Origin of the sequence: Roseburia sp. (assembly GCF_041325975.1) — a bacterium.
GTDB classification, from domain to species: domain Bacteria; phylum Bacillota; class Clostridia; order Lachnospirales; family Lachnospiraceae; genus Roseburia; species Roseburia rectibacter.
The window spans coordinates 1,146,429-1,164,348 of the sequence record NZ_JBGLEJ010000005.1 but is presented as its reverse complement, the minus strand read 5'-3'; the positions used below and the strand labels follow the sequence as shown (position 1 = coordinate 1,164,348).

The 17,920-nt window shown below is 42.6% G+C and carries 14 protein-coding genes; 11 read left to right on the top strand and 3 right to left on the bottom strand.

The features are described from left to right. Nucleotides 1-25: 25 nt before the first annotated feature. Genes ACDD58_RS16640 through holA form a run of 3 tightly spaced genes read left to right on the top strand, consistent with a single transcriptional unit; the run spans nt 26 to nt 4,504 of the window. Nucleotides 26-973 carry a GerMN domain-containing protein gene (locus ACDD58_RS16640; RefSeq protein WP_241070703.1) on the top strand — a complete coding sequence of 316 codons (948 nt, stop codon included), beginning with the start codon at nt 26-28 and terminating at the stop codon, nt 971-973. A 1-nt stretch (nt 974) separates the two neighbouring features. Next, nucleotides 975-3,467 (top strand): DNA internalization-related competence protein ComEC/Rec2, encoded by a 2,493-nt coding sequence (locus tag ACDD58_RS16635; protein WP_370778455.1) that lies wholly within the window; start codon nt 975-977, stop codon nt 3,465-3,467. Nucleotides 3,468-3,517: 50 nt separating this feature from the next. Further along, nucleotides 3,518-4,504: a DNA polymerase III subunit delta gene (gene holA, locus ACDD58_RS16630; RefSeq protein ID WP_117919390.1), complete on the top strand. Its 987-nt coding sequence runs from the start codon at nt 3,518-3,520 to the stop codon at nt 4,502-4,504. Between the two features lie 89 nt (nt 4,505-4,593). On the opposite strand, the gene rpsT is transcribed toward holA, so the two are convergent. Next, nucleotides 4,594-4,857, bottom strand: a complete 264-nt coding sequence (gene rpsT, locus ACDD58_RS16625; protein ID WP_022112069.1) for a 30S ribosomal protein S20 — start codon at nt 4,855-4,857, stop codon at nt 4,594-4,596. Between the two features lie 230 nt (nt 4,858-5,087). On the opposite strand from rpsT, the gene gpr reads away from it, so the two are divergent. The 3 genes from gpr to ACDD58_RS16610 are packed head-to-tail and all read left to right on the top strand — an operon-like array spanning nt 5,088 to nt 7,998. After that, on the top strand, nt 5,088-6,047 hold the full coding sequence (gene gpr, locus ACDD58_RS16620) for a GPR endopeptidase (RefSeq protein ID WP_117919388.1): 960 nt from the start codon (nt 5,088-5,090) through the stop codon (nt 6,045-6,047). Nucleotides 6,048-6,096: 49 nt separating this feature from the next. Continuing rightward, nucleotides 6,097-7,398 (top strand): stage II sporulation protein P, encoded by a 1,302-nt coding sequence (gene spoIIP, locus ACDD58_RS16615; RefSeq protein ID WP_117919386.1) that lies wholly within the window; start codon nt 6,097-6,099, stop codon nt 7,396-7,398. Nucleotides 7,399-7,446: 48 nt separating this feature from the next. Next, nucleotides 7,447-7,998, top strand: coding sequence for a phosphatase PAP2 family protein (locus ACDD58_RS16610; RefSeq protein WP_117919384.1), 552 nt, complete (start codon nt 7,447-7,449; stop codon nt 7,996-7,998). Between the two features lie 68 nt (nt 7,999-8,066). Here the strand turns inward: ACDD58_RS16610 and asnB are convergent, their stop codons facing one another. Next, nucleotides 8,067-9,914, bottom strand: coding sequence for an asparagine synthase (glutamine-hydrolyzing) (asnB, locus tag ACDD58_RS16605; RefSeq protein WP_118209524.1), 1,848 nt, complete (start codon nt 9,912-9,914; stop codon nt 8,067-8,069). A gap of 184 nt (nt 9,915-10,098) precedes the next feature. Between asnB and ACDD58_RS16600 the strand changes: the two genes are divergently transcribed. The 5 genes from ACDD58_RS16600 (at nt 10,099) to ACDD58_RS16580 (ending at nt 16,327) form a co-directional block, all read left to right on the top strand. Further along, on the top strand, nt 10,099-12,492 hold the full coding sequence (locus ACDD58_RS16600) for an HD domain-containing phosphohydrolase (protein ID WP_158570858.1): 2,394 nt from the start codon (nt 10,099-10,101) through the stop codon (nt 12,490-12,492). A 139-nt stretch (nt 12,493-12,631) separates the two neighbouring features. Continuing rightward, entirely contained in the window at nt 12,632-13,330 is a 699-nt protein-coding gene (locus tag ACDD58_RS16595) for a DUF975 family protein (protein WP_186899158.1), read from the top strand. A gap of 78 nt (nt 13,331-13,408) precedes the next feature. Then, complete coding sequence (locus ACDD58_RS16590) at nt 13,409-15,247, top strand: S8 family peptidase (protein WP_370778454.1); 1,839 nt, start codon at nt 13,409-13,411, stop codon at nt 15,245-15,247. A 28-nt stretch (nt 15,248-15,275) separates the two neighbouring features. Then, entirely contained in the window at nt 15,276-15,689 is a 414-nt protein-coding gene (locus ACDD58_RS16585; protein WP_241070701.1) for a DUF3592 domain-containing protein, read from the top strand. Between the two features lie 125 nt (nt 15,690-15,814). Then, the gene (locus ACDD58_RS16580; protein ID WP_370778453.1) at nt 15,815-16,327 is read left to right on the top strand and encodes an NUDIX domain-containing protein; all 513 of its coding nucleotides are present in this window, start codon (nt 15,815-15,817) and stop codon (nt 16,325-16,327) included. Here the strand turns inward: ACDD58_RS16580 and ACDD58_RS16575 are convergent. Next, nucleotides 16,324-17,679 (bottom strand): MATE family efflux transporter, encoded by a 1,356-nt coding sequence (locus ACDD58_RS16575; RefSeq protein WP_370778452.1) that lies wholly within the window; start codon nt 17,677-17,679, stop codon nt 16,324-16,326. The genes ACDD58_RS16580 and ACDD58_RS16575 overlap by 4 nt on opposite strands. Nucleotides 17,680-17,920: the final 241 nt, after the last annotated feature.

The following is a 17,920-nucleotide window of genomic DNA, read 5'->3' as shown; positions in this document are numbered from 1 at the left end:
TCTATTGAAAATGAAAGGTCAGATTATGGATAAAAAAATAATTATCCTGTTGTCAGGATTTATTCTGGCAGTTATTTTGCTGACAGGATGTGGAAACAATGAGGTAGCCAGTGAATATCATATTGAATATCTGAATAAAGAAAAAACAAAAATCGTAGATGTTCCTTATGAGCCACAGGCTTCCGATACGCAAGGTTTGATCGAAGAATTTTTAGCAAAGTTAAGCTCGGATTCTGACAATGTTGAGTACCGTAAACCGATACCAAACGGGGTGGAGGTTACCGATTATTCACTTGACGGTGTAATGCTTTCGATTCATTTTGATGCAGATTACAGCAGTATGGCAGAGGTGGAGGAGGTATTGTGCCGGGCAGCAGTTGTTCTTACAATGACGCAGATTCCTGGGGTGGACTGCGTATCATTTTATGTGGCGGACGCACCACTTACGGATGTCAGAGGCAATATTGTCGGAAGTATGAATCAGGACAGCTTTATTGAGAATCCGGGGGAACAGATTAATTCCATTCAGTGTACGACATTAAAACTTTATTTTGCAAATGAAGCCGGTGATGGTCTGGTAGAAGAGACAAGAAGTGACGTATATTACAGCAGCAATGTGTCAATGGAAAAACTGATCATGGAACAGCTTCTGGAGGGACCACAGACAGAGGGGGCGAAGTCTGCAATCCCGGCAGGAACGAAACTGATCAATGTATCAGTGGTGGATGGTGTCTGCTATGTGAGTCTGGATGAAAACTTTAAAAATCAGGATTATCAGGTAAATGAGGCAGTTGTCATTTATTCAATCGTGGATTCCCTGACAGAATTGTCTACGATCAGTAAAGTACAGATCTCAGTCAACGGAGATACCAGTGGCACTTACCGTGATAATTTTAAATTGAGCGACATGTATGACAGGAATCTTGATTATGTCGTTACACTGGAGGAGACAGGAACAACAGAGGAGGAGTAGATTGGGGAAAAGACCATTTTTGGAAATGGCGGCCGGGTTTATCTGCGGTATTTTCATTGCAGTATATGGAAAACCGTGGATGATCGTGCCCGGATGTATTGGAATTTTGTTATGGACGGCAATCCTGGCGGGATATAGTCTGGGGCGGCCGGAGAATGACAGATATCCTGCCTGGAAGCGGCGATGCTGCGTGGGGGTGTTATGTGCGGCATTTTTTTCCCTGGGCTGGTATCATTGCCGGGCGGTGCAGGCGGCAGAAAATCAGTATTTGCCGTATTTAGAGGATGGAAAAGAAATCTTCTTAAAAGGAAAGATTGCAGGCAAAGAACAAAAAAAGGAACAGTACTTATACTATATGTCATCCTGTCAGATCAGACAGGATCTTAAAATCAAAGAATGGCAGAGGGTATCTGCAAACGTCATTATCTATTGTGAGTCCGACACATATTCTATCGGACAAACGCTTGTATTACATGGAAAAACAAAATTATTTAACCGGGCACGCAACGAGGGAAACTTTGATCAGGCGGCTTATTATAAAGCGCGGGGAATCTCATTTGCTGTAAATGATGTGGATGTAAAGAATGCATACGGAAAAAGGGATCGCATTGCAGAGACAATGTATGGATGGAAATATTACCTTGCTGGTGTGTATGAGTGCGCACTTGGAGCACGGGAGGGTGGAATTTTAAATACGATGCTTCTGGGAGAGAAAAATCTTTTGGATGCAGAGATAAAACAGCTTTACCGTACGTCCGGAATTTCACATATTCTGGCGATATCAGGTCTGCATATATCTATGATCGGTATGACATTTTACCGTTTTTTGCGAAAGAGAAGTCTTGGTTTCTGGGGAGCGGGAATTTTTGCAGCAGTTTTTATGGTTTCATATGGTCTGATGACAGGAATGGGATATTCGTCTTTCCGGGCAGTCAGTATGTTTTGTATTCTTCTGCTGGCACAGGCAGTGGGACGAAGCTATGATTCGTTAAATGCAATGGGTTTTGCAGCACTGCTCATTCTGTGGAAACAGCCGTTTGCACTATGTGATGCAGGTTTTCAGTTTTCGTTTATTGCGGTATCTGGTGTGGTCTGGGCTGGAAAAATCGTTCAAAGTGCATACCAGGGGCATGTATTGTTACAGAAAATTGCTATGGGATTCGTACTTCAGCTTGTAATACTGCCGGTCACAGCGTGGTACTTTTTTGAAATTCCGGTATATGCGATGCTGATAAATCTGCTTGTACTTCCATTTGTCGGTATTGCGCTGGCATCAGGGATAGCGGGAGGCCTGCTGGGAAGTGTCGTGATACCAAAGACGGCAGTGTTATCCGGGGGATCACTGGTTTCTGCTATAGAAACCCTGCCGCATATGTACAACGGTATGGGATGGAAATGGAAGATGGTACGTATCGTATTGTTACCATGTCATGTGATCTTAAGCGGCTGTGAAAAAATCTGTACGATCGCATCGGATCTGCCAAAAGCAATGGTAATTACAGGAAGACCATCCGCAGTAAGAATAGTGCTATATTATCTGTTGCTGCTTGGAGGACTTTTTTTACTTTTCTGTGTGACAAAACGACAGGAAAAAGAGTCACATGGGTGGACACCTTTTATCTGTGGTTTTGGTCTGCTTGTTTTTTTGTTTGTACCATTTCAAAAAGACATGAAACTCACTGTGCTTGATGTCGGACAGGGTGACGGAATTTATCTGCATACGGACAAGGGATATGATGTTTTTATAGACGGTGGAAGTACGGATGTGCAGAGTGTGGGAAAATACCGCATCTTACCATATTTAAAGTCAAATGGTGTAAAAGAAATCGATTATTGGTTTGTATCCCACACGGATCAGGATCATATATCCGGTCTGTCGGAACTTTTTGAAGAAAGATACAGGATCAGAAATCTCGTATTTTGGAGGGGAATGGTACAGGATGAAAGTTATAAGAAGCTGGTTTTGCTTGCAAAAGAACATGGAACAAATATATGTACAATGAACCGTGAGGATATATTATTCCTTGGAGAAGGAAAGATAACAGCCATTTCACCGGAATACCATGCAGGAGATGAAAAAAGGAGTGATACATCTGCGGATAAAAATGAGGAATCACTTGTGCTATTATATGAGGAAAAAGGTTTTTCGGCACTGTTTACCGGCGATATAGGGGAAATGCAGGAAAAAAAGATTTTAAACTGGTTAAAAGTTTCTGATATCGATTTTTACAAGGCAGCTCACCATGGCTCAAAATATTCAAATACAAGATCATTTTTGAACGCAGTATCGCCGCGGATTTCTGTTATTTCCTGTGCGAAAAAGAACCGGTATGGTCATCCGGGCAAAGAAGCGGTTGAAAATATAAAAGATACGGGAAGTGCCTTGTTTTATACGATGGAAGATGGTCAGATCACTGTGACACGGTCAAAGAAACATGCGCTTACAGTACAAAAATATCTTGTGCCGGATAAGCAGTTTGTATTTGTAAGGTAATGTATGCTATACTGTGATAAAGCGAGACGGTAAAAAAGGGATGGAATAAAATGAAAACGATTGATGAGGATATTAAGAGCGGAAATTTCAAACAGATCTATCTGTTGTATGGAACGGAAGCATATTTAAAGAAACAATACAAAGATAAACTGAAAAATGCAATGGCAGCGCCGGATGATACCATGAATTTTACGAGGTTTGAAGGGAAAAATATCAATCCGAAAGAAGTGATCGATCTTGCCGAGACACTGCCTTTTTTTGCGGATAAAAGAGTCATACTGATCGAGGACAGTGGTTTTTTTAAAAGTTCCTGTGAGGATCTTGCCGAATATCTGTCACAGGTGGCACCAGCGACACATTTTATCTTTGTGGAGGAGGAAGCAGATAAACGTTCGAAAATGTATAAAGCGGTTAAAAATAATGGAAAAATCGTAGAATTTTCGGCACAGAGTGAGGAACTTTTGACACGCTGGATTCTGACGAGACTAAAGAAAGAGGGGAAAAATATCACCGGTTCTGTGATGCAGCTATTTTTAAGCAGGACAGGAACGGACATGGGAAATATCGACAGGGAATTAGAGAAGCTGATCTGTTATGCTCTGGATCGAGATGTGATCACAACGGAAGATGTGATGGCAGTTACGACAGAACAGACCACCAATAAGATATTTGAGATGGTCAATGCGATAGCGGAGCATAACAAACGCAGAGCACTGGATCTTTACTATGATCTTCTGACGTTGAAAGAACCGCCGATGCGTATCATGTTTCTGATCACCAGACAGTTTCAGATCCTTTTGAATGTGCGTGATATGGCAGGACGAGGGATGGACAACCAGACAATCGCGAAAAATGCAGGAATACCTCCGTTTGCAGTAAAAAAGAATATTTCACAGGCAAAAGGATTTACGATGGCACAGTTAAAGATGGCGCTTTATGATGGAGTGGATTTAGAAGAGTCTGTAAAAACAGGGCGGATGAATGACCAGATGGCAGTGGAACTTTTTATCATGAAGTACAGCAGTACGAAGAGATAAGTCAAAAAAACACCAGTATGACGGTACTGGTGTTTTTTATTATGTGGTCGGGTTAAAACCACATATAAGTTTTATCTATGTTTCAAAAATTAAGCTAATCCGTTAACAAGTTTTGTTAAACGGGAAACTTTTCTAGCAGAATTGTTCTTGTGGTAAATTCCTTTAGAAGAAGCGCTCTCGATGGTTGAGATAGCAACTGTTAAAGCAGCTTTTGCAGCCTCTTTATCATTTGCAGCCACTGCAGCCTCAACTTTTTTAATAGAAGTCTTAACTTCGCTTCTGATCGCTTTGTTTCTAGCAGCTCTTGTCTCTGTTACTAAAATTCTTTTCTTTGCAGATTTAATGTTAGCCAATCCGTACACCTCCAATTTGTAATCGTTATTGTTCATGATTGTTACATTAAAGCCGGACACGGACAGTTCAATGTAAACATACTGGTATATTATAGGTCAGTATATTTTTGTTGTCAAGTATAAAACAGCAAAATAATGAGAAATTATGGATATTTTTTTCACAGATTTGAAATAATATAGGCAGAGATAACAGATGCCGGGAGCAGGGCATTGGGATATAGGGGGAATTTATGTATCAGATCCGGACAGATTTAGCACTTGAAACGCAGGAAAAAATGCAGGAAGATCATGTTGATTTAAAGGGAGTCCGATTTTTAGAAGAGAAAATAGATAAAAATATCACGATCAGCACAGTGGTCATTGAAACAGAAAACGGTGCAAAGACGATGGGAAAACCAAAGGGAACCTATATTACGATCGAGGCGGGAAATATGGATGAGGAGGACGAGGATTACCACAGAGAGATATCTGTGCAGCTTGCACAGATCATTCGTAAGCTGATACGGGAAAGAAAAGAAGAAATGTCAGTGTTGGTTGTAGGACTTGGAAACCGTGAAGTTACACCGGATGCGTTAGGCCCCCGTGTGGTGGACAACCTGTTTATCACAAGACACATTATAAAAGAGTATGGAAAATATGCATTCGGGGAAAAAAATGTAAACCGGATCAGCAGCATCGTACCGGGAGTTATGGCACAGACGGGGATGGAAAGCCTTGAGATCATTCACGGGATCATTGATGAGACAAAACCGGATATTGTCATTGTTATTGATGCGTTAGCTGCGCGGAGTACCAAAAGGTTAAACCGGACGATCCAGGTTACAGATACCGGAATTAACCCAGGCAGCGGAGTTGGAAATCACAGACACGGCCTGAATAAAAAGAGTCTAGGGGTTCCGGTGATCTCAATCGGGATACCGACGGTTGTGGATGCTGCGACCATCGTCAATGACACGATGTTTAATCTGATCGCAGCTATGAGCCAGAGCAGAGCTTTTGATAAGCTGGGAGATTCGTTAAAGGAACTGAATGATGGGGAAAAATATGAATTGATCAGGGAACTGCTCTCACCGAATTTAAATGCGATGTTTGTGACACCAAAAGATATCGATGAGTCAGTGAAAAGATTAAGTTTCACGATCTCTGAGGGCATCAATATCGCATTTATGGGTGAAATGCTGCCGGTATAAATGGATGGGGTACTGACATAATGAAAATTGAAAGAGCATACAGTGTAGTATGTATGCTTATCGTTATCGGTCCTTAAAAAAGAAAAAAATAAAAGCAGCCGTCTGGCTATGGATATTGTTATCGGCTTTCATTGCGCTGCTGATACAGACAGATAAATCCTTTCTGACAAAACTGGGAGAGGAGGGGGCAGAAAGCTGTTGTGAAAAAGTACTTGAATTTTATCTTCCCGGCCTGTCATACAGCATAAAGGATGAAAATGAGTGGTCTTTGGTGGAAAAAGTGATCGGTGTACTTTTTTCGGAGGAGGATGTCAATACAGAAAGTGAATCATATAAAACCCAGATCGAGAGTGATCTGTCTTATGAGACAATCTTAGCGCGGGAGGCTGCAGATGAAAACTATGTGGATGAAAAGACTGGGAAAGTGATACCATCTGTCGGAAGCGCAGATGGTACGAGCCTGCCAGATGATGAAAAAGAGGTTGAGAATACAAAAGAGAATGTGGAAGAACAAGACATGGCACAAGATCAGACTTTGAAAGATACAGACAGTAAAGAAGCGGCAGCAGTGGCAGATGGTAAAGTGGTCACGTTTGCCAGGGAAAAGCTGGATGATTTTGATTATCTGATCCAGAATTTTTATCAGGTAGATAATACGACAACAATCGGGAGCGCACAGCTTAATGCAGATGCCCTGCTTGGAAAGGATGTGCGTTTAAGCCATGATGCATCCACACCGCAGATTCTGATCTATCACACACATTCACAGGAAGGATATGCAGATTCTGTCCCTGGTGATGCTTCCATGACGGTGGTGGGTGTCGGAGATTATCTGACAGAGCTTCTGACACAAAAATATGGTTTTTCTGTTATCCACCACACGGGGCAGTATGATGTCGGAGACAGAGATCATGCTTATGCAAAAGCGGGGCCTGCGTTAGAACAGATTTTAGCGGAGAATCAGAGTATTGAGGTTGTGATCGATCTGCATCGTGACGGCGTTGGGGACAATACAAGGCTGGTGACAGAACAAAACGGTGTGCAGATGGCACAGGTGATGTTTTTTAATGGGTTAAGCCGTACGACGAAAACAGGTGATATCGAATATCTGTATAATCCTTATATCGCAGATAATCTGGCGGTATCGTTTCAGATGCAGCTAAAGGCGGCGGAATATTATCCGGGATTTACCAGAAGAATTTACCTGAAAGGGTACCGCTACAATATGCACTATTGCCCGAAAACGCTCCTGATTGAGGTTGGGGCACAGACGAATACACTCGAAGAAGCAAAAAATGCAATGGTGCCGCTTGCTGATCTGCTCAATAAAGTATTGACGGGACCACAGTAGAAAAGTAAAATATTCGTAAAAATGTAAAAAAATGGGGTAATACATAAGATGGATGCTTTGTTACATTTAGATGGCAATATTTTATTATGGATACAGGAGCATGTGAGAAATGATATGCTGACACCTGTGATGAAATTTATCACACATTTGGGAGACGCCGGATGGATCTGGATCGCACTCACAGTTTTGTTTCTGCTTTTAAAAAAGATGCGAAAGACCGGGCTGCTTATGACGTGTTCACTGATTGGATCTTTGATCATTAATAACCTTATTCTCAAAAATCTGGTTGCCAGAACAAGACCTTATGAAGCAGTGGATGGATTGCAGCGTATCATAGAAGCGCAGAAGGATCTGTCATTTCCATCTGGTCATACCGGCAGTTCGTTTGCGGCAGCAGTTGTTATTTTTCTCACATGTCCGCGAAAGATCGGAGTACCGGCTCTGATCCTCGCATTCCTGATCATGTTCTCAAGGCTTTATGTCGGGGTTCATTATCCGACGGACGTTCTTGCCGGAATGGTCACAGGAACACTGATCGCGGTGCTGGTATGTGCGGTATACCGGAGAAAGTTTCCGGACAATGATGTGCAGAAATTCTGAAATATTTTGTTACATGAATTGGAAAATGGCTTGAAAAGTCAAAAATAAAAGACTTTTCAAGCCATTTTTTATATGGAAAGATGATATTTTTCCATCCAGTAATTTAGCTGTATAAAGTAAGCTAAAAGCTGGGGACCTGCCATGAGCTGTCCAAACCAGGGCTTTCCATATTCTTTTGGAGATTCCATAAATTTTTTAACTTTCTTTTTGTCAATAAGCGGAAGAATGGGAGCATTGCTGTCCGCTAAAATATCCGTCATTCGTGAGATCAGAATTTTTTCATAACCCGGATGATAGGTCTTGGGGTAAGGACTTTTTTTGCGGTGCAGCAGTTCAGGCGGCAGAAGATCACAGAAGGCATCGCGTAAAAGGGATTTTTCTACACCGCCCTGGTATTTCATTTCCCAGGGGACGTTGTATACATAATCGATAATGCGATGGTCAGCAAATGGAACCCTCGCTTCAAGACCGGAATACATACTGGTGCGGTCCATGCGGTCGAGCAGTGTCTGCATAAACCATTTGATATTCAGGTAGGCGATCTCTCTGCGTCTGTATTCTTCGGCAGTTTCGTCCGGAAGATGTGGTGTCTTTTTTAAAGATTCTTCGTATCTGGCATGGGAATAAGAAGAAAGATCAAGATTCTTTACGACATCATCGGCAAGAAAAACAGTACGGGCATTTGTATCTGCAGACCATGGAAAACCGTCCTGATGCATCAGCTCTTTGCGGTAAAACCATGGATAGCCGCCAAAAATTTCGTCAGCACATTCTCCGGTCAGTGTTACCTTGTTCTGTTTTTTTACGAGTGAACAAAAATAAAGCAAAGAGGCATCCACGTCCGTCATACCAGGCATATCTTTCGCATCTACGGCAGTATAGAGCATGTCGGCAAGTGTTTCCTGTGTACATTCCAGATAGGTATGGTTTGTTTTACAATGCTTTAACATGCAGTTTACATATGGAAGATCGCGTTCCGGCTGAAAGGAATTGGACTGGAAATAAATATCATTTTCCGTAAAATCGAAGGAAAAAGTATTTAGGGTTTTGTCATGTGCGCTCTGGTAAGATGCGGCAAGGGCAGTAACGATGCTTGAATCAATGCCGCCGGATAAAAATGTACAGACCGGTACATCGGATACCATCTGCCGTTTTACAGTATCGCGTATGAGGAAAGATACATGTGCTACTGTATCTTTATAGGAGTCCGTATGAGGCAGACATTTCAGATCCCAGTAGATGGTGTCGGAAAGACCGGAGGTGTTAAAACACATGTAATGACCGGGCAGAACTTCGCAGATGCCGCGGAAAATCCCATAGCCGGGTGTGCGTGCAGGACCAACCGCAAGCAGTTCCCTTAAGCTGTTTTTGTCGATGGAAGGTGTCAGATCCGGAAAACAAAATAAGGCTTTGGGTTCGGAAGCAAAAACCAGTTCGTTGTCTTTTACAGAATAAAAAAGAGGTTTTGTTCCTACCCTGTCGCGATAGAGTAAAAGCTGTCCGGTGGCACCATCCCAGATGGCAAAAGCAAAAATTCCGTTTAAGTGAGAGACAAAGGAAGCACCGAAATGCATATAGGCATATAAGATCACTTCTGTATCAGAGGTTGTAAGAAAGTCAAATCCTGCAGCGGTAAGTTCTGGTATCAGTTCATCGGTATTATAGATTTCTCCGTTGTAGGCGATAGCATAATCAGCACCGTTGTGGTGGCGTATCATAGGCTGGGCACCGTGCGTAATATCACGGATGGAAAGTCTCTGATGTGACAGGCCGGCATGCGGTGCCAGATAGATACCGGAAGCGTCGCCGCCACGGTGTATCAGTTTTTGATGCATGGAGATCAGTACATTCTCCCAAAAGGACTGTCTGTCAGTATAACAGCGTTTCAGACTGCAAAATCCTGCAATTCCGCACATAAGTTCACTCCATTTTTTGAAAACAGATTTATTCCCTGTTAGTATATGCAGACCCATTATATTTATGATAAATTGCTATCCAAAAAATGATAAAAACAGTCGGATTTCCCGGAAAAACTTGGAATTATATATTGGAGTATGTTATACTTAATAAGTTAATTTTTTTAATTTGGAGGAAACGGCTTTGACGCTGGATAGTTTATATATTGGAGTTCCGATCGGAGCGTTTTTCTGCTTCCTGTTTATATTCTTTTCCTTCCTGAATGCGGCGGATGCAAAAGCAGTCAGGTATTTCAGACAGATTCTTTTATCCTGCCTGATATGGACAGGCGGCATGGTAATGATGCGCATGCAGATCATGCCTGGAATACGGTTCTGGTTTCATGTGTCGGTATTCGGACTGTTGACGGTGCCGATTTTTATGTATGCCTTTTTATTTTATATGCTGGAGATCAGAAAGAATGGATTCCTGATCGGATTTTGTATCGCTACTGCAGCAGCAATGGGGATCAATATTGCTACAGAGGTATTTATCCCGGAACCGGATATCGTCAGATATGCGGATGGAAGTATAGGATATACTTATCATATATCATGGGGAAGTTATCTGTTGGCAGTTGTGGAGGCAGGCGTGATCGTATATGCGACCGTTCTGGCACACAGGGCGATCGGCAATAAACTGGAAAAACGAAAGAAATTATTTCCTTTGCTGCTTGGGACAGTTTTGGTTTTGACCGGCAATCTTTTGGATGCACTGCCGGGCAATCAGTTCCCTTACGATATGCTCGGTGGCATTTTTATGGCGTTGTGTCTGTTGTATATCATGTGGCACAAGTATCTGTTTGATCTGTCAAACCGTATCGTGATCGGATGCATCTATTCTGTTGCACTGGCAGTCAGCCTTCTCCCGGTATTTAATTTTAATCATAATGCACAGAGGTATCTTGGCAGTGTATTGCCGGAAATGCAGCAGAAGATCATAGTGATCGTGCTTGGATTTATGGGATGGTCGTTGTTTATATTTTATCTGGCAAGAAAAATGGCAGAAGGAGTCATGCAGGGACAGAACAGAAAACAGATTGAAGTATTGCGTTGTTTTCAGAATGAGTCGGCATCCGTATTTCGGCAGGAAGAACTGTTTGATAAAATGATCGGTGTGGTAAATGAGATGTTTCCGGTAATTGATGTTTTTATCTTTACCAGAAATGAAAATAAATTTACACTCGCAAAAACAGGCAGTGGACAGATGCCGGGGCAGGAAGAACAGGATGAGATCGCAGCTATGCTGGAGGAACCGGGAATAGGCGAACGTTCTGAGATTTCCCTGATGAAGTATGACAATGAGATACAGGGGTTTATTTATATAAAACTCGAAAGGCGGACCAGACTCAATTATTTAGAGAGAGATTACTATTGGAGAATTGGATTATATGCCAGTGTATGTCTGAAAAATATCCGTACATATCAGGAAGTATACCAGATATCGATCCATGATGAACTGACAGGACTTTATAACCGGGGATATTTTAAAAAATTTCTGATGGAAAACTGGAAAGTGGGACAGCCGGTGGCTCTTTTGTATCTTGATCTGGATGATTTTAAGCTCTTTAACGAGCTGTATGGAGAAGAGTGTGGAGACCGTATCTTAAAATGGTGCGGGCATATCATAGAGAATACGGTAGGATGTCAGGGAGAAACGTTCCGGTTTGGATCAAATGAATATGTTGTTTTGATCAATTCGGGGGAAAAGAGAGAAGTTTCGTTGATCGCACAGAAAATACAGAAGAATTTCCTGATCGAGGATAAGGAAAAGCCGGATGTACTCCAGCCGGTCACTGCAAGTATCGGTATTGCATTTTATCCGGATACAGCTTCCGGAGAGGATGAGCTGCTCAGTCAGGCAGAACGTGCAAATTTTTATGCAAAACGGGATGGAAAGAACTGTATTAAAATTTATGGAGAACGCACGGAAGATGAGATCGAGGATCAGAAGGCAGAAAAACATTATGAACAGATCGCACCGACCATCTATGCACTGACTGCAGCAATTGATGCGAAGGATTCGTATACATTTGAGCATTCATGTCATGTATCGGATTATGCAGTTCTGCTTGCAAAGAAAATAGGACTTTCACCAGATGATATTGAAATTGTAAAAGAGGCGGGACTGCTTCATGATATCGGGAAAATCGGTATTCCGGAAAGTATCCTGAAAAAACAGGGAAGACTAAATGCTGAGGAATATGAGATCATGAAAACACATGTCACAAATTCGATTGAGATGATCCATTTCCTGCCTAATATGAACTATGTGATACCGGCTGTATTATCACATCATGAGAGATACGACGGAAAGGGATATCCGAGAGGTCTGAAAGGAGAAGATATCCCTTTGCTTGGACGTATACTTGCAGTGTGTGATTCGTTCGATGCGATGACAACAAAGCGTTCTTACAAGGAAGCAATGCCGGTAGATTATGCGATCAGTGAGTTAGAACGTAACAAGGGAACACAGTTTGATCCAAAGTTGTCAGAGGCATTTGTTGAACTGCTGAAAGAAGGAAAGATAGAGGTATAACTGCAGCCTGATTTAAAAATTAAGATTTATGAAAAATTTTTAAAAATTTTTTAAGATTGCGCTGTTTATGATGACAATGAAACGTTAATATGTTAAACTGACGAAGTGAAAAATGTTTTTATTTAAGGAGGAGTTTAATATGTGGAACAGAAGTGATTTAAAAAGCAATGCAAAACTTGCATTGAAAGCGAATTACTGGAAAGCGGTATTAGTTGGGTTGATCCTGTCGCTTATTTTGGGATCAGGTTCGACAGCTACCAGAAATTCAGCAAAGTCATCAACGGATGGAATGGCATACATGGACCCGGCAGTTTTATTTTCCGTGATCGGAATTATCTTAGCAGCGGTACTCGTTGCCATGGTGATCAGTATACTGCTCAGTATTTTTATCTGGAATCCGCTTGAGGTAGGATGCCAGAAATTCTTTGTAAACTGTAAATATGGCAATGCACAGTTAGGTGATCTGGCACACGGATTTAAAAACGGATATGCAAATATCGGTGTGATCATGTTCCTTCGCGGACTGTTTACCGCACTTTGGAGTTTGCTGTTTATCATTCCTGGTATTGTGAAAAGTTATGAATATATGATGATCCCATATCTGTTAGCAGAGCATCCGGAAATGACCAGACAGGAAGCATTTGCAGAGAGTAAGCGGATGATGGATGGAAATAAATGGAATGCATTTGTTTTAGATCTTTCATTTATCGGCTGGACATTGTTAGGCATCTGCACAGTCGGTATTCTTCTGGTATTTTATGTAGAACCATACATATATCTGACACATGCAGAGTTATATCATGCATTAAAAAACAATAATAAGTCGGTAGAATTTTAAAAATAAAAACAATAAGTCATAAAATCCCCCGCAGCCGCATTTCTAATAAGTAAAGGAGTGCGATCGCGGGGGATTTTTATGTCCAATGAGAAAATAGAAAATCTGTTGAATCTTGCACTCGATGCGACAGAGCAGGAACGCGAAAAGTCGTTAGATCTTGATACAGGATACGACAAGGAGGAACGAACATGGGAAGTGATCGTGAAGTTTGGAGGAACGGAGGAATCGTTAAAAAGACTGCTTGCACAAAATTTTCCAAAGGAATACGACCGGATAAAAATTACGAATCTGCGGAATGAGTATGCGATCCTGCTTTTGCCGGAGCACATTGTGGAGCTGGTGGCGGCGCTGACAGAGATCGAATATATGGAGAAACCGAAACTTTTGTTTTTTGCAGTGAATAATGGCAGACGTGTGTCGTGCATCAATCCTCTGCAGACCGGACAGATGCAGGGAGGAACAGCCGGAAGGAATGATTTAAGTGGAACCGGCGTAATCGTGGCAGTGATCGATTCCGGGATTGATTATGCACATCCTGATTTCCGGAATGCGGACGGAACGACCAGAATCTTAGATCTCTGGGATCAGACGATTCCAGCAGGCAGTGTGGCAGATCCATTGTCTGAAGAAAACGCGGAACAGTCATTTTTAGAGGCCCCGGCAGGGTATTTTCTTGGAACAGAATTTCCGCAGGAAGTGATAAACCGTGCATTAGAGCAGACGACGGAAAGAGAGCGGTATGCGGTATGTCCCAGCCGTGATATTTCAGGACACGGCACCCATGTGACGGGGATTGCAGCCGGAAATGGTATAGCCTCGCAGGGACGGTACAGGGGAGTAGCATATGAGAGTCCGCTTCTGATCGTTAAATTAGGAACACCGGGTGAGCGGTCTTTTCCAAGAACGACAGAACTGATGCAGGCGGTAGATTACTGTATCAGAAAAGCACAGGAGTATGGGATGCCTGTCGTTTTAAACTTAAGTTTTGGAAATAATTATGGTTCACATTCCGGCAATTCCCTGCTGGAAAGTTATCTTGATGATATGGCAGATTACTGGCGCACATCAATTATTACCGGCAGCGGGAATGAAGGGGCATCGGCGGTGCATGCAGCAGGAACCCTGCGCGAAAATGTTACGGAAGAAGTTGAGGTTGCAGTGAGCGGATATGAAATATCACTGAATCTGCAGATCTGGAAAAATTACGCGGATGAGATTGCAGTTTCTTTAATTCATCCTGACGGAAGCAAAGCCGGACCGATCCAGCAGATTTTAGGGCCACAGCGTTTCCGGCTGGGGAATACAGATGTTTTGCTTTATTATGGGGAACCGAGTCCGTACAGTCCTTATCAGGAAATTTATTTTGAACTGCTTCCGACAGACGATTTTATTGACAGTGGTATCTGGACAATACAGTTGCTGCCACAGAAAATCGCAGTTGGAAATTATGATATGTGGCTGCCGGCAGGCGGTGTTTTAAATGAAGGTACCGGATTTGTGCTGCCGTCGGTGGAAACGACTTTAACCATTCCATCGACAGCAGCGCGGGTGATCACAGTTGGAGCCTACGATGGCTATTTTGACCGCGCAGCAGCGTTTTCAGGGCGTGGTTATACGCGTGAGACAAATCAGGTCAAACCGGATCTTGTGGCACCTGGTGTGGATATTACTTCCTGTGCACCGGGGGGCGGGTATGTGGTAAGGAGTGGGACATCGATGGCAACTCCCTTTGTGTCAGGTGGGGCAGCACTGCTGATGCAGTGGGGAATCGTGAATAAAAATGATCTGTATCTGTATGGTGAAAAAATGAAAGCATATCTGATCAAGGGGGCAAGGAGACTTCCTGCGATGCAGTACTATCCCAATCCGGTGTTTGGATGGGGAGCACTCTGCGTGGCACAGAGTCTGCCGGATTGAAACCAGAAGTTGTGGAATGGAGACCAGTATGAATATAGGATTTATGTTACTGGGGATAACAGGAATAGCATACGGGATACTGTTAATACGGATCGGATTTGGCAAATGGAGAAGGCGCATCCGTTGTAAAGTACCTGTTGAAGCAGTGTTTGAGCGGACTGTGACAAAGAAAACAGGGGATCATGTCAGAACATATGCGGTGTTTTCTTATGTCTATCATGAAGAAAAATTTCGCCAGTGTACGATGGAGCGGCTTTCACGCAGAGAAAAAAGTTCACTGGAAAAAGGAAAAACTTATGTGATCCGGATCAATGAGGAAAATCCAAAAAAACTATGTTATCTGCGGAAAAATTTTCAGATGGAAGATCTGTTTACATTTTTCTTAGGTGTTGCATTTTTATTAAGCGGTCTTTTTTATCTGCTGCAGGGAATGTTTTTTTAAAATCAGTTGCCGAAAACATATTTTTGATTATAATAGAAATAAGAACACTTTGCTGTGCTAATGTGTGACAGTGCAAGGAACTATCACACAACAGTTTGAAAAAATAGGAAATGAGGAAGATACGAATGGCAGAAAAATACGAATTATGGGATATTTATAATGAGAAGAAAGAGCGCACAGGCAGAACGATGAAACGAAATGACTGGTGCTTAAAAGATGGCGAATATCATCTTACCGTACTTGGCGTGATAAAAAGAACGGATGGGCGTTTCCTGATCACGAAGCGTGTTATGACAAAAGCATGGGCACCGGGCTGCTGGGAAGTTTCCGGTGGTGCTGCGATGGCGGGAGAGGATTCTAAGACCGCGGTACTTCGGGAGATTAAGGAGGAAACCGGACTGGATGTCTCTGCGTGGGACGGTGGATATCTGTTTACCTACCGCAGGGATAATCCGGGAGAAGGAGATAACTATTTTGTGGATGTATACCGTTTTTCCGCAGATTTTGATGAGTCGGACATCAGACTCCAGGAGGAAGAAACAGATGGGTATATGTTTGCTTCCACGGAGGAGATTAAAAAACTTGGGGAAGAAGGAAAATTCCTCCATTATGACAGCATCAGACAGGCTTTTGCCTAATCAATAATGTGATGGTTTAACCATTTTCTTCCGTGGAAGCGGAGTGAAAATACAATTCCACGGATCGTCCAGTCGGCAAACATACCGATCCAGACGGCGATCGGTCCAAAGCCCCATACACGGCAGAGATAAATGCAGAGGCTTACACGGCACAGCCACATCGTGCAGCAGGAAGTGATCATGGAGAATTTTACATCTCCGGCTGCACGCATTCCATATGCGGGGATAAAAGAAAGCACCCAGGAGATTGGTTTTGTGATCGTGATAAAAATGACCATTTTAAAACAAAGGCTGGCACTTTCTGCTTCCATACCGCCTAAGAGGGTGATCGGTTTCGTCAGTGCGAGCACGGTAAGACAACTGATCACGATCGCTGCTTGGGCAAGCCAGGACAGCTTTTTAATGTAATAGATGACTTCATCTTTTCTGCCGGCACCGAGACACTGACCGACTACGGTCATCAGACCGATACCGATACCGATCGCGGCGACACCGTTTAGATTTTCCAGAATATTTGTCATTGCCTGTGCTGCGATCGCGACGGTTCCAAGGGTGGAAACTGTGGACTGGATGGCGAGTTTACCGAACTGAAACATACTGTTCTCGATTCCGGATGGGATACCGATGAACAGTATTTTCTTTATGAGAGAAAAATCAGGACGGATGGAGGCATAATTTTTAATAAAGATTGGCTCATCTTCACTGCGCAGCTTATAGATCACGACAATAGCGCAGAAAATACGGGATGCAAGAGTTGAAATTGCAGCACCTTCCACGCCCATTCCGAAAACAAAGATCAAAAGGGCATTTCCACCGATGTTTAAAAAGTTGGATATGATGGAAATGATCATCGGTTCCCTGCTGTTATTCTGTGCACGCATGATCGAAGCACCGGCGTCATATAATCCGATAAAAGGAAAGGACAACAGCGTGAACAGAAAATAAATCTGTGAGTTTTCCATAACATCTGCTTCTACGGCACCGAAGATTGCACGGAGTAGTGGACCGCGGAACAAAAGGCAGATGACGGATAAGGTCACCGATAAAACAGTCATGACAAAGAGTACCTGTCTGGCAGATTCATTGGCGGCTTTTTTATTGCTGCTTCCAAGATACTGGGAACAGAGGATCGCACCTCCTGCCGCGAGTGCGGAGAGTGCCTGGATCACTAAGATATTGATGGAATCTACGAGAGATACTGCAGAAATAGCTGTAGATCCGACATTGCTGACCATCATTGTATCGGCAGTTCCCATCAGGGAGGAAAGCAGCTGCTCTACAATGATCGGAACTAAAAGTTTCCGCAGATCCTGGTTGCTGTATAAATGAGTAATGGATGTATTTGTTTTCATAAAAATTCCTATTCCTGCTTGTAAAAATTTATTTTTACGAAAGTTATTCTAGCACCTTAGTCATAGTTTTTCTACTTGTTATAAAATATTTTTCATGAGAAAATGGCACTGTATTTTTTCTGAAACACGGCACTGTATTTTTTGGGGGAAATTGTACTATATTTTTTGGGGGAAATTGTACTATATTTTTTGGGGGAAATTGTACTATATTTTTTCTGGAAAAATTGTACTATATTTTTCG

Coding starts and splice junctions, on each gene's coding strand:
- ACDD58_RS16640 (WP_241070703.1), top strand. CDS start 26: ATGGATAAAAAAATAATTATCCTGTTGTCAGGATTTATTCTGGCAGTT.
- holA (WP_117919390.1), top strand. CDS start 3,518: ATGAAAACGATTGATGAGGATATTAAGAGCGGAAATTTCAAACAGATC.
- gpr (WP_117919388.1), top strand. CDS start 5,088: ATGTATCAGATCCGGACAGATTTAGCACTTGAAACGCAGGAAAAAATG.
- spoIIP (WP_117919386.1), top strand. CDS start 6,097: ATGTATGCTTATCGTTATCGGTCCTTAAAAAAGAAAAAAATAAAAGCA.
- ACDD58_RS16610 (WP_117919384.1), top strand. CDS start 7,447: ATGGATGCTTTGTTACATTTAGATGGCAATATTTTATTATGGATACAG.
- asnB (WP_118209524.1), bottom strand. CDS start 9,914: ATGTGCGGAATTGCAGGATTTTGCAGTCTGAAACGCTGTTATACTGAC.
- ACDD58_RS16595 (WP_186899158.1), top strand. CDS start 12,632: ATGTGGAACAGAAGTGATTTAAAAAGCAATGCAAAACTTGCATTGAAA.
- ACDD58_RS16590 (WP_370778454.1), top strand. CDS start 13,409: ATGTCCAATGAGAAAATAGAAAATCTGTTGAATCTTGCACTCGATGCG.
- ACDD58_RS16585 (WP_241070701.1), top strand. CDS start 15,276: ATGAATATAGGATTTATGTTACTGGGGATAACAGGAATAGCATACGGG.
- ACDD58_RS16580 (WP_370778453.1), top strand. CDS start 15,815: ATGGCAGAAAAATACGAATTATGGGATATTTATAATGAGAAGAAAGAG.
- ACDD58_RS16575 (WP_370778452.1), bottom strand. CDS start 17,679: ATGAAAACAAATACATCCATTACTCATTTATACAGCAACCAGGATCTG.